Source organism: Nostoc sp. (genome assembly GCF_036916575.1).
Taxonomy (GTDB): Bacteria; Cyanobacteriota; Cyanobacteriia; order Cyanobacteriales; family Nostocaceae; genus Nostoc.
On sequence record NZ_JBALGC010000152.1, the window covers coordinates 37,222 to 50,576 of the forward strand.

Consider the following 13,355-nt stretch of genomic DNA (forward strand, 5'->3'; position numbering starts at 1 on the left):
AGGGACTTCTTTCCGGCTCCCCTTCTCCCAATATTGGGAGAAGGAGCTGGGGGATGAGGGTTTTTTCTGTTCATACAGAACTACAGCTTTCAACGTGGACGCGGTTTAACATCGTGCTTTTCGTTAATATTGCTGGGCTTAATATTACACTTAATACTAATTTTTGTGGATTTTACTGAACCAAAATCTAGCTTTAATAAGGCAAGCTAGCTCTAGAACACAATTAAAAGAATATCTATATATGCCTCGTCAAAAACGTACATACCGCGCTTTAGAAAAAGCTGAATTAAGACTTGCTGGACTCAGAGCAATTAATCCTGATATGGATTTTGGAGATGCTCGCAACTTGCAAAATATAACACAAATAAGTCAGCAATTACGCACCAAGATTGATGCTTATAATACTGCTCTATCTGTGATTGACTCTTCAAAAACCGATATGGATGAATTGGAAAAAACTTTAACTGACCTCACTGATAAAATGCTAATTGCAGTTGCATTTACTTACGGCACAGACAGCAGTGAATATGAAATGGCGGGTGGTATTCGCAAAACCAAACGCACCCGCAAAAGCACGACGACACGCTTAAAGGTGACTCCAAAGGAACCAGCCAGTGATAATACTAAAACCGCATAGTCTCATTTGTATTTAAAGTACCACGATTAGAGGCACAACATTGTTTATTGATGCCAAATTACAGCAATTTTTAGGTAATTAAAGCATAAAGTAGGGTAGCACAACTAGCTGTGCAACCCTATAGGGAATTGTGGTTCAAATAGATGAAAAAATAATTCTGTTCATTAGCGATCGCATACTTCCAAAGTCAGCACCACAAACTCAACCTCAAAAACTTGCTCTGGTTGTAAGTCGAACAATAAATGCTAATCGTCGTCATTCTTTAAGCTGGCATCTTTTTGTTATTTATAGCAGCAATTAACGTAAAAAGTCATTAATCTTTTCTGCTTTGCCCTTAACTTTAGTCATCAGAAACTTTACGGAAGTATATTGATTTAAATCTAAATAAATCAGTAAATTTCATGAGGGTTTAAAGATAAAATTTAGCTAAATTTACTTATAAATACGCCAAAATGTCTGTTAACAAAGTAATTTTGTATTTCCTGATAAATTGTTTATCAGCAATTATTGGTCAACATAACTTTATCACCTGATGAGTAACTTGAATAACCAAAGACTAAAACTAAATTTTCATCGATTACGTCTGGTTCCATATCTAGCAATTGGTTGTCTGATTTTTTATTTCAATTCCAACTTAAATTTAAACTACCTAGTTAAAGGATATTTAGTCTTAATAGAATCTCAATTATGTATAATCCTTATTTATCTTATGACAGCAAAATCCAGTAGTAAACCACATAAATAATCGTGCAAGCCCAAAACTTTTGTGTGGATTGGATGTCAGTAGATATTTATTAGAGTTAATTAACAAAGGAAATGTCATGAAGACTAAATCTACAGCTATTCTGCTTTGCTTTTTTGGTGGGGGTCTGGGAATTCACAAATTTTATCTAGGACAAAATGGAGCAGGTATTTTGTACTTATTGTTTTGCTGGACTTGTATCCCAGCATTAATAGCTTTTGTTGAGTTCTTCGTGCTACTTTTCATGTCAGATGCCGAATTCAATACAAAGTTTAATCAAGGTATAGCAAGCGCAGGTGGGGCAATATCTGCTAAAGATGCAACCAGTGCGCTAGCTGATTTAAAAAAGCTTTTTGATTCTGGTGTAATTACCGCAGAAGAGTATGAAGAAAAGCGGCAAAAACTCCTGAAATCTTTGTAAATCCAAATTATCAGTCGATTTACCGTGTCACAATCTAAATCTTGGTTTCAACAAACTCCTGTTTGGGTGTGGTTATCATTAATTCCGACATTTGGGGGATTTGCTATTGCCTATGCAGGTTATAAATCCAAGACTAATACTTGGATTGTATTAGGAATTAGCATCTCTCTTTTAGCTTTAGCTTTATCCTCAAATAGTTTAGCATTTGTGATTTGGCTGGCTCAAATTGGCGTTGCTTTTTACCTCAAAAAAGCTTTTTTAGTCAAAACTTATCCGAAAAATTTACCAATTCCTGAAGAACAGGAGCTAGCAAAGTTAGTTGCCATTACTCGTGATAAAGTAGATATTAATGAATGCTCTAAAAATGAACTAGTTAACTATTTAGGGCTACCCATAGTTTATGCAAATAACATCGAATCCTTGATGAATGAGGGATATGTTTTCACTCATGTAGAAGAGTTAATAGAAATAGCCGGAATTCCTGAAAAGCAGGTAGCTCGGATTACACCGTTGATTACTTTTAGCTACAACTACAAAAAAGAAGCTGAATATTCTTGGAAACGATTAAACACATATTCAACTCAAGAATTGATTACCTGTGGACTAGATTTTGCGATTGCAGAACAAATTGTTGCAGAAAGGCAACAACGAGGTGAGTATAAATCATTGATTGATGTGAAACAGCGCACTGGATTACCGTTTACCACTTATCGTCACATAGCTTAGAGTTCATCAGGGCAATGAATTAATAATTAACTCTAACTCCCCGCTCCCCAACCTTTTTCCACGGAAGTTTGACTGTAAATCGACTACCTTTGCCTAACTGACTTTCGGCATGGACAGTCCCACCGTGCAACTCTACAATTCTTTGCACTATCACTAATCCTAAACCAGTGCCTGTGGAACGAGGTGTAAAAGAATTTTCAACCTGCACAAAAGGTTGAAATAATTTGAAAAGGTCATCGGAAAGCATACCAATACCTGTATCCACTACGCTGAAAAAGATATATTCATTTGTAGAATTTGGCTGGACTTCAATCCAGACTTCGCCTCCTTCTTTAGTAAACTTGATAGCGTTAGTCAACAAGTTGATAAATACTTGACGGATGCGGCGTTCATCGACTTGGATCGGTTCGAGTTCTTCAGGTATTTGTGCCCTCAAGCGGATATTTTTCTGGAACGCCAGATGTTTGACAAAACTTAGGCTGGAGTCACATAATCCCCGAATCGAAGTAGCTGCTAGTTGCAGTTCTATCTTGCTAGATTCGGTGTCGGTAAACTCAAGGATTTGGTTAATCAATTCTAGTAGGTTCTTACTACTGGATTCGAGGATATTTAAAGACTGGCGCTGTTCTTCGCTCACAGGGCCGTACACTTGATTTCGGAGTGCTTCTGTGATTCCAAGAATGGAGTTTAAGGGATTCCTCAACTCATGGCTGATGTTTCCTAAAAAGGTACTTTTGGCACGATTTGCCACTTCGGCAGCTTCTTTAGCCTCACGCAGAGAGGATTCTGCCTGTTTGCGAGCGGATACTTCTAAAGTCAGGGCGACAAATTCCGCGATTGAGCCAACGAAGTTTTGCTCACTCAGTTTCCATGTCCGGGAAATATCAATCTGCTCATACAATACCGTTCCCACCACTTCCCCCCCAACCCAAATAGAGGTATCAATTAGAGATAGAATATTCTTTGGTTCTAACAGTTCATCCCATAATTCTTGTACGCGTGGATCGGTGCGAGTGTCGCTGACAACGATGGTACGGGCAGATGCTAGGGCTTTAAAGTAGATTGGATAATCTGCAAGGTTGCGTTCTAAACCTGCCGAATGTCTCTGTTGGCTACGTTCATAGAGATTTATACATTGTAGTTTAGTGTATTGGTGCAGCCCGCCTTCTCTACGAGACGCTGCGTGTAGCTTGCTTCCACGTTCGCGGAGCGTCCCGTAGGGAAGTGGTACGGCATCGCTATTGAATAACCACACACCCACTCGCTCTACTTCTAAGGCATTCGCTGCTTTTTCTGTGATCACTTTGAATGCTTTTTCCAGATTTCCTTCAAAAACCGCTTTGTGATTTGCCAGTTCTGCTAGTACCCGATTATGCTGACCTAATCTTCGCTCACTGTTGATATGTTCTTGAATCTCTTGCTGTAATTCTTGAGTTTGCTGCTTAACTTGCAATTCTAACTCTTGATTTTTGGTAGTCAGTGCAGTAAAGGTTTTGCGTAACTGCTGCGCCATCTCGTTAAAAGATCCACCCAGCATCTCTAGTTCCTTAATACCCTGTACTTTCACTACTGAGTCTTCGCCATTGGTAAAATCAGCTAAATTTTTTGTTGTCGTGCTGAAGTAGAGAATTGGCTGAGTTATCCAACGGGCGGCGATAATCCCTAGTAAAATAGCTAGTCCCAATCCTCCCAGACAGAGAAAAATTGTTGTTTGAGTGTTGCGATCAATCTCTCCCATAAAGTCTGCTTCTGGGACAGTCACCACAATTAACCAATTAACATTTGGTTCGCCCTGTAAGGGTCTAACTTCTAAAAATTGTCGTTTGCCGTTAAAGGAGAAATCTAGTTGCTGTAAACTTTGAATTTGGTCAAAGTTACTGAATTTAGTTGCTAAATATTTAGCGGTTACTTGAGTCAAGGAATTCCCGCTCTGGGAAGCTGCCAACCTAATCGGTTTACCATTTTGTAAGCGGAATGGTTCTTCGGTTGTGGAACTTGCTACTAATAGCCCCGATCGCTCGATAATAAAAATTTGCCCAGACTTGCCAACTTTGATGTTTTGCAGCAAATCGCCAATTTGTGATATGTGAGTTAAAGTGCTGTTGACTCCGAGTAACTGACCTTGGGAGTTATAGATGGGTTGAGATGCACTAATCAGGAGTGTTGGTTCCGTGAGGGGTGTATAAATCTGACTAAAGCTGAATTTTCTGGCGCTAACTGCTGCTTGATAATTAGGACGCGATCGCGGATCATAGTTTTTGATTACCTCTGGTAGCTGGGTGCGTTGACCTTGAGAGTCAATTCTGTAGGTGTAGAGGTCGTACCCAGTTGACTTTCCGGCAAATCTTAACAAAAATTGGCGATCGTTGAGTTTCTCCACCGCTAGGTATTCTTGCTGTTCATTGCTTGCTGTTAAGGCGATTGCATCTGGAAAAATCTTTAACTGCTCTATTAAATATGACTCCCAGGTTGCAAGATTCTCTATCTTCAGCAATCCCATATCAATGAGATTTTGGTTACTGCGTAGTACCTGACGCGGGGTTGAAAGATAAGTCTGTAAATTCTGCTCGACTCGATTGGCGACTTCACGACGCAATTCGCTAGCTACCTGATTGACTGCTTTTTGTCCATTGCGGATTGATAAGTATGCAGTCAATCCCACAGCTAGCCAGATTTGCACCAAAAACAATGCTGCCAGGATACGACTTAGGGGTACGCCTTTAAACAGCGAAAAAACACCACTTTGCCCAAAATTTTTGTTCATCTGCCCACTTCCCCTGCTCCCCTTGACTGTCCTGTAATACTGAGTACAACACCTCGACTTCGCTGTCCTGTGGGCTTATGCATAGTTTGTACTCGGTCGAGTCAAGTGCCAATATAGCACTTCTGGCAAAAGAACAAAACGTTATACCATTTTGGATTTTGGATTTTGCGGAAAGTCTGTAGACGCTTGTGCGGCTTCAGACGCCACTTTCTTCTCCCTACAGCCCTTTGGGCATCCTGCGGTACTAGTCTAAACTCCAGCTACAAGTGACGGGGAAAAAATCTCTTATCCCAGATACTTTAAGCGATCGCGCAAAAAGCCTTGTCTCGTAAACAAAAAGAGTCAAACATAGGAATCCTCAGTCTAAAAGTCTGGGGAGGATGTCAACCAAAATCTCAAACTACCTAGTTGACACTTTACTGTCTGGACGGTATTATTAATTCGTAAGCCGTCCAGACGGTACACCAATAGTAGATACTTGAATCCAATCTATATCAATCTTGGATTGAGAATGTTATGTTTACGATTGCAAATCCCTTTTTTCATCAAACTGCTTTGGGTTCCAATAGCAATTCGCTGCTGTCTCAAAATCCGCAGGTTCGACATGCTACGGATTTCAGTCCGCCGCGACTGCAACGGGTATTTTGTATTGTCTCAAAATCCGCAGGTTCGACATGCTACGGATTTGTTGGATGAAACTTTAGACTGTATGATTACATCCCACCAATTTTCAAAGAGAGCAAGTTTACCCAATAAATCTCATCTTAGCCTTGCTGCCCCATAGACGAAGCAATGAGAGAAGATATTAACAATCTCGTTGCCAGCTAAACTGTGTTCGCCGGACAAATTATCTAATTTCATCATTCAAGCTCTATGACTACTAGCAAAACAACAAAATCTACGTCTGCCACCCGTAATGCATTGCTAGAAGCAGCGGCGCGAGTGATGGTAGCTCATGGTTCAAAAGCATTGACGCTGGAGGCAGTTGCCCGCGAAGCAGGTATCAGTAAAGGTGGATTACTTTACCACTTTCCCAACAAAGAAGCCTTGATTGCTGGGATGTTGCAACAGCTAATCGATCAAAAGACAGCATCACTCAAGCATGAATTAGAGCAAGATGATGCACCGGATACGCCAGGACATTGGCTTAGAGCCTATATCCGATCATATGAAAATCATAATACTGACTCTGGTGCAATGCAATCCGCTTTACTAGCAGCGGTTGCTGAAAATCCAGAATTACTTAAGCCCTGGCAAGAAAAATTTGCTGATTGGCAACGGCAAATTGAAGCAAGTGAACTCGATCCTGCGATCGCGACTGTGATTCGTCTAGCGATCAATGGTCTAACCTTCGCTTACCTCTTTGGTTTAGGAGTTCCGCAGGAATCTTTGCACAAGCAGGTAATTGAAACTCTGCTGAAACTAGCACAACAGTAATTCGTGCAGGGGCTACGCCTTGCTACGCTAACGTCATGAAGACAGTTTCAAAAAGGCTTGATTTGGACGCTTTCCTAATTTGGTGTTTGCGTCTAGAGATTTTTGTCATACCTGTATTGATGAAATCTGGATTCAGTGGGTAGACGCTTCTCCTGTCGGAGACGCTACGCGAACGTCTGATCGCAGACATCGCTCTAGCGCTGACTCCGTAATTCCACAACAAATTTCTCTCTCGTAGATGATACGTCAGATATTGCCAGCATCTGACTCAGTTCAACTTGCAATTTTTTAAGGAGATTTGTCATGACTAGCGATTTACAGTTCCAACCAACCGATTCACAATTCCTGCTTAATCCTTATCCAAGGCTTGCTAAAATGCGTCAAGAAGCGCCTGTTTTGTATGATACAGAGCAGCAAGCTTGGATGGTGTTTCGCTATGACGATGTGGAACGAGTAGTAAGCGAATGGAAAACCTTTTCATCTAAATCGCCGCAACCTCTCGGTCGAGAAGATTTTACTCAGAGTTTGCCCCAGACCGATCCGCCGAAACATCAGTCACTACGCACCCTCGTACAAAAGGTGTTTACGCCGCGTCGAGTCGAGGCTATGGAATCTCGGATTACCGAACTGACTCACGAGTTGCTGGATCAAATGAAGCAACACAAACAGGTTGATTTAATCCAAGCTTTCTCCTCACCTTTGCCGATCATCGTGATTGGAGAAATTCTTGGTGTACCCCTTGAAGACCGGGAAGACTTCAAGCGCTGGTCAGACGGGGTATTAGCTACCGATCCAACAGCGATAAAAAATATGGCTGACTATTTCCGCCAATTACTGAAAAAGCGGCAATCCCAACCAGGCCAAGACCTAATCAGCGATTTAATAGCGGCTTATGAAGAGGGAGAAAAGTTGACTGGACAGGAAGTTGTGGATTTTTGCATCCTACTGTTGACAGCAGGGAATGAGACGACAACTAACTTAATTACCAATACCATTTGGTGTCTGCATGAGCATCCCGATGAAAACCAACGCTTACGCAATGACTTGTCTCTATTACCGAGTGCAATTGAGGAAGTACTGCGTTATTATTCCCCGATTACTTTTTTGAATCGATTCACGCAAGTAGAAACCCAAATTGGAGACCAGACAATTCCTCAAGGGCAACTTGTGCACCCGTGGCTAGCTTCTGCCAATCGAGATGAACTTCACTTTGAAAATGCCGATCGCTTCATCATTGATCGAGAACCAAATAAACATTTTGCCTTTGGTAATGGCATTCATTTCTGTTTGGGCGCACCTTTAACTCGACTAGAGGCCAAAATTGGGCTTAAAGCTTTATTGGAGGAATTTCCTAACCTCCGCGTTGACTCTACTGAACCTCTTAAACCAATTCCCAACATCAGAGTACATGGACTCGAAAGCTTGAGTGTTTTGTTATAGAAAATGAATCAGCCCTGCTCTGAAAGTGGTGAGATCGTTTCCTTTAACTTTTGACTTTTGACTTCTCCGTAGGAGTACGGAGAAGCAAGCTATGCGTAGCGGACGCACCAGAAGGAGTTGACCAACCCCCGATTTGTGCCGTTGGCGTTGAAACGCTAAAAAATTTGATGGTGCATTAAGGGTCACGTCGATCACATAACTTTGAAAGAAAAAAAGGAACATCAACATGTCTACAGAGTACACAGTAAACTCGTATTTGTTGGATCGTCTCAAGGAATTGGGCCTTGGTCACATCTTCGGCGTGCCAGGAGATTATGCTGTAGGTTCGCTTATTTTGTCGGGGTGAGAGGAATTAATGGCTTACTGTCCAAGGAAACAACGTCATTGTGAACCTCTTAAAGCCCTTCCCGTGTAATACTTGGAAAAAGCTTTGGGAACTCATTCATATAATACACGGAAGAAAGGCAAAGAAGGTGTTTCCGTGTCATACATGGAAGAAAATTGAATTCACTTAGAGGTTATTCCTCATAGGAAGATCTAAAAAATAAAATATTCCACCGTATTCGTTATCAGGTCTACAAGACGGTAAAGCGTGTAGGTACCCAGCCTTCCAGGCTGGGCGACGGTAGGATATTTTATTACGCTTAAGTGCCATAAACGGGATGAGTGTGCCAAAACGGAAATTTTGTATGCTAAGACTGGAAAGCTTTATGGATACAGCCTGTGGACATCTTATTAGAAACCGAGCGATTGATTCTACGACGGCTTACTATTGCTGACGCTGAATCTGTGTACGCGATTAGATTGGAGATAGCTAAGTCGAGCGATGTACCAACACTTGATGATACCCGTAATCGCTGGCTACCTTTCATCCTATCTTACTATCAGGAAGGACATGGATTTGGTTACTGGGCTGCCATTGAAAAAGTGACAAACGAGTTTATTGGCTGGTTTTATTTCCGGTCAGCCCCAAACAAGGCAACTGAGACAGCTATTGGTTATTTCCTGAAACGGTCTGCTTGGGGCAAGGGATATGCGACAGAAGGAGCACGAGCGCTCATCCTGAAAGGTTTCACCGAGTTGAGAGTTAAACGTGTTGTAGCTACCGCGCTGACCTGCAACATTGCATCAATCCGGGTAATGGAGAAAGTCGGACTTCGGTTTGAGAAACTTTTCACCGATGATGCTTCTGGGACAGAGGCCTTGAGGTACTGTTTGTTGAGAGAGGATTTTGATGCTTAAAAGCGTAAAGGAATTCGCTCTTCTGTATCAGTGAGCGGGGAAATAAGCAATGGGTTCTTGACCCACCAGCAGATACCCAGGAGATTCGTTTACCGCGACTTGATGAAGAAGAACCTGCTGTAGGAAAGGGTTTTGAAGTGGAGTTAGGCAAGTTTTGGTTCAAGGAAGAAACCAACAAGTGGGTATGTTGGCATGAACGCTACTTGGTAGTTTATTCCCCTAGCCTTGCAGCATCTGCAATACGCAGTCAACAGCAACGCATTAATACTGCTCAAACGGCTCTTAATAAATTATCAGCTAAACCAGGACAGGATCGAGAGCAACTCACCCATAAAGTAGAAAACATCAAGAAGCGCTATCGTGTCAGCGATTTATTTTCAACCATTATTACACAAGAAACACTTGTGGAAAATCGCCATGTTGGACGGGGACGACCATCAAAAAACTCTCCAACTGAGTCCGTAACGAGTATTTCTCTTCAACTTCATATACATCCGATTGATACTGCGATTAAGGAAGCAGAAACCTTGGCAGGATGGCGATTGTATGTTACTAATGCGCCAAGCACTCAACTGACATTACCACAAGCCGTAATGTATTACCGGGATGAATGGCTCTTGGAGCGTGGATTTCACCGTTTTAAAAGGGGTTCCTTGCCAGCCTTGCCTATTTACTTCCAAAATCAACACCGAATCACTGGCTTAATGTTCGTACAGATAAAAGTAGAACTTGTAGCCTACATCATACTACAAGCCTTTTTAAGCGGACGGTTGGGGGCGATCGCTTCGCTGCTGCCTTCGGCAGATCGCGTATCCGGCGTATCCCGCAGATGTGACCGAACTGAGTCTCTCGTTAGATATAGGCAGGCGATCAGTGCGAGAACCAGCGAAAGTCAGTGCAGCGGATTGACCGAGATGCTTTCTGCTACGTTCAAGTTCCACTTCTTAGCTTGAGTGCTGCACACTCAAGCTGTTTTCGTCTCAATTAGAGTTAAAATCTATACCAAACACCCATGTACACTTTTTTAGCGATCGCCAAATGTTTATCAGCGCGATTAATTACATTGTGAGACTGATAAACATGAAAGGAATTTATAAAAAACTGGCTCAATTCGTATTTAGTTGAGAATTATCATTTATAACTGGCGTTATTAAATAAATCTACCTGTAGACAGATGAAATTTAAAACGTTACTGTTATTAATAACGTCTTTTTTGATGTTTAGGCTGTATTCAAGTCTAGGCATTAGAGAAAAGGAGTTAATTACTTAAAGATTGCTCGTAATTGTACTGTATCCTGTCCACAACTAGCGCCAAGACATAGGTTTTATTACTCATGCTCAACGTATCCACTCACAATTCTCAACAAAATCAACAACTGATTTACACTACTGACTGGAACGTTATTGAAACGGAGTTTGATCCGACGCAGTTACATCACAAAGAAACCGTCTTCACTCTTGGTAATGGGTTATTAGGAGTGCGGGGTACGTTTGAAGAAGGGTATTCCCAGGATTTTCCAGCTACACTCATCCACGGTGTTTATGATGATGCGATAATTACTCATACTGAACTTGTAAACTGTCCTAACTGGCTGCCATTGATAGTGAAAGTAGCAGGCGAATGCTTTCGCATGGACAGTGGTAAGATTCTCAAGTATGAACGTCGGCTCGACCTGCGCTTAGGCTTAGTTAGCCGTGATGTACGGTGGCGTAGTCCTAGTGGTCATACCCTAGATTTTCACTTCGAGCGTTTCACCAGTTTAGCAGATCAACATGTTTTGGCGATTCGCACTCAAATTACATCTGTAGACTTTCAGGGTGAAATTACTGTCGAAGCAGGATTTGACAGCGAACCAGATACCAAAGGCGTCAAACATTGGCAAACCCTAAACCAAGGTGGCATAGATCAGATTATCTGGCTAAATAGTCAAACCCTCCACTCAGGTATTCAACTTGGGATGGCAGCTAAGTTAGTGGTAGATGGTGATGAAACTACACCCGTGGGCATCGAAAATGCTTCTAGTTCTCCCACTTTGACAACCACCTTTGAGTTATATCCAGGAAAAACGGCAACTGTCGAAAAGATTGTCACCCTATTTACTTCACGAGAGACAGAAATCCCGATCGCAGCTGCTTTAGAAAGACTCACTGATGAACCCAGATATACTACCCTATTGGCAGCTCACATTGCTGCATGGGATCAAGTATGGCAAGACAGTGACATTATTATAGAAGGCGATCGCTTGGCTCAGTTAAGCGTCCGTTACAATCTTTTCCAATTACTAGCTGTCACACCGCGTCACGATAACCGAGTCAGCATCCCTCCGAAAACTCTCTCCGGTTTTGCCTATAGCGGACACATTTTTTGGGATACGGAAATTTTCATCCTTCCCTTCCTCACCTTAACTCAACCAGCCCTAGCGCGTAACTTGCTCACATACCGCTACAACACCTTACCAGGAGCTAGACGCAAAGCTCAAGAGGCAGGTTATCAAGGGGCGATGTTTGCTTGGGAAAGTGCTACTACTGGCGATGAAGTGACTCCGCGCTGGATACCAGATCCCAACGGTGAATTAATCCGTATCTGGTGCGGTGACATTGAAGTGCATATCACCGCAGATGTCGCCTATGCAGTTTTACACTATTGGCAGACTACCAACGATGATGACTGGATGCGGGATTATGGCGCGGAAATCATCCTCGATACGGCTGTTTTCTGGGAAAGTCGGGTGCAGTGGAACCAAGAGCGCCACAGCTACGACATTTTAGATGTGATTGGCCCTGATGAAAATCACGATCGCGTCGATAATAATGCCTTCACCAATCTCATGGTACAGTGGCATTTGCAGTCAGCTTTGGCGCTGTGGGACTGGCTCAAACAAGCTTACCCTGAAACTTCAGCACAACTGGGGCAAAAACTCAACCTAACCACAGAGCGTCTGCACCGATGGGTGGAAATTCAAGAGCGTCTATTTGTGAATGAAGATGCCCAAACAGGTTTAATTGAGCAATTTGAGGGCTTTTTCCAATTAGAAGACATTAACTTCGCTGATTACGAACCGCGCAGTAAATCTCTACAAGGTTTGTTGGGAATTGAAGCCACAAACCAAAAGCAGATTCTCAAACAGCCGGATGTATTGATGCTTCTGTACTTAATGCGTGATCGCTATGATTATAATACCCTTGTAACCAACTGGGACTATTACAATCAGCGCACCGACCACAGCTATGGTTCTTCACTAGGCCCAGCCATTCACGCCATCTTAGCTTGCGACATGAATCAACCAACCGAAGCCTATATGCACTTTATGCGATCGGCCTTGGTAGACTTGGAGGATGTCAGGCTGAACGCCGCCGAAGGAATTCACGCCGCCAGTGCTGGAGGAGTATGGCAAGCGGTAGTTTTCGGGTTTGGCGGGATTCGGATGACTCAATTTGGCCCCGTTGCCTGTCCCAATCTACCACCTAACTGGACACGCTTGAAGTTTCGCCTGCAATGGCGTAACGAGTGGTATGACTTCGACTTACAAGCTGAAACAGAAGTCCAAGTTCCCACCTTGGCAGATACACGCTCGGAAATTAGTGAGATTATCTTCGACTTGGATGGAGTTTTAACCGATAGCTCAGAGTTTCATTAGTAAAAGCGACAGTTTAAAAGTTGATTGATTCTTGGAGCTTGTCCGTCTAATTGCCAACGATACAGTGGTTTTGAATTGAAAACCGCTGTATTTACTAAAAAAGGGCGTTACTCAATAGCCCGCCTTTGACCAAATAATTATGAATTCATATAAACCAATACGCTTGGGTTAAGGCTAAAACTCTTTCTTCAAGTCAATTTTTTTAACGAACCGCCAAGGACGCAGAGGACGCAAAGAGAAGGAAGAAATTCTTAACCCAAGCGTATTGTCATATAAACCACAGAGACGCGGAGGGCGCAGAGAGAAAA

Annotated in this window: 10 protein-coding genes; 9 read left to right on the forward strand and 1 reads right to left on the reverse strand. The window is 42.4% G+C overall.

Annotated elements, in window-relative coordinates; all coding sequences use genetic code 11:
- Window positions 1-241 precede the first annotated feature (241 nt).
- The 3 genes from V7L29_RS34245 to V7L29_RS34255 all read left to right on the forward strand — a co-directional run bounded on the left by V7L29_RS34245 (window position 242) and on the right by V7L29_RS34255 (window position 2,526).
- Window positions 242-637 carry a hypothetical protein gene (locus tag V7L29_RS34245; protein ID WP_334738278.1) on the forward strand — a complete coding sequence of 132 codons (396 nt, stop codon included), beginning with the start codon at window positions 242-244 and terminating at the stop codon, window positions 635-637.
- Window positions 638-1,458: 821 nt separating this feature from the next.
- Entirely contained in the window at window positions 1,459-1,800 is a 342-nt protein-coding gene (locus V7L29_RS34250; RefSeq protein WP_334689670.1) for an NINE protein, read from the forward strand.
- A gap of 24 nt (window positions 1,801-1,824) precedes the next feature.
- Window positions 1,825-2,526, forward strand: a complete 702-nt coding sequence (locus V7L29_RS34255) for a helix-hairpin-helix domain-containing protein (RefSeq protein ID WP_334689669.1) — start codon at window positions 1,825-1,827, stop codon at window positions 2,524-2,526.
- A 19-nt stretch (window positions 2,527-2,545) separates the two neighbouring features.
- Here V7L29_RS34255 and V7L29_RS34260 read toward each other — a convergent pair whose 3' ends face one another.
- Window positions 2,546-5,290, reverse strand: a complete 2,745-nt coding sequence (locus tag V7L29_RS34260; RefSeq protein ID WP_334738279.1) for an ATP-binding protein — start codon at window positions 5,288-5,290, stop codon at window positions 2,546-2,548.
- Window positions 5,291-5,806: 516 nt separating this feature from the next.
- Between V7L29_RS34260 and V7L29_RS34265 the strand changes: the two genes are divergently transcribed.
- The 6 genes from V7L29_RS34265 (at window position 5,807) to V7L29_RS34290 (ending at window position 13,047) form a co-directional block, all read left to right on the forward strand.
- Entirely contained in the window at window positions 5,807-5,986 is a 180-nt protein-coding gene (locus V7L29_RS34265) for a hypothetical protein (protein WP_334738280.1), read from the forward strand.
- 177 nt (window positions 5,987-6,163) lie between these two features.
- Window positions 6,164-6,727, forward strand: coding sequence for a TetR/AcrR family transcriptional regulator (locus V7L29_RS34270; RefSeq protein ID WP_334738281.1), 564 nt, complete (start codon window positions 6,164-6,166; stop codon window positions 6,725-6,727).
- Window positions 6,728-7,030: 303 nt separating this feature from the next.
- A complete protein-coding gene (locus V7L29_RS34275; RefSeq protein ID WP_334689666.1) occupies window positions 7,031-8,167 on the forward strand; it encodes a cytochrome P450 in 1,137 nt (378 codons plus the stop codon).
- Between the two features lie 723 nt (window positions 8,168-8,890).
- Window positions 8,891-9,409 carry a GNAT family N-acetyltransferase gene (locus V7L29_RS34280; RefSeq protein ID WP_334689665.1) on the forward strand — a complete coding sequence of 173 codons (519 nt, stop codon included), beginning with the start codon at window positions 8,891-8,893 and terminating at the stop codon, window positions 9,407-9,409.
- An 83-nt stretch (window positions 9,410-9,492) separates the two neighbouring features.
- Window positions 9,493-10,362 (forward strand): IS1634 family transposase, encoded by an 870-nt coding sequence (locus V7L29_RS34285; RefSeq protein ID WP_442944316.1) that lies wholly within the window; start codon window positions 9,493-9,495, stop codon window positions 10,360-10,362.
- A gap of 381 nt (window positions 10,363-10,743) precedes the next feature.
- Window positions 10,744-13,047, forward strand: a complete 2,304-nt coding sequence (locus tag V7L29_RS34290; RefSeq protein ID WP_334738283.1) for a glycoside hydrolase family 65 protein — start codon at window positions 10,744-10,746, stop codon at window positions 13,045-13,047.
- The last annotated feature ends 308 nt before the right edge of the window (window positions 13,048-13,355 follow it).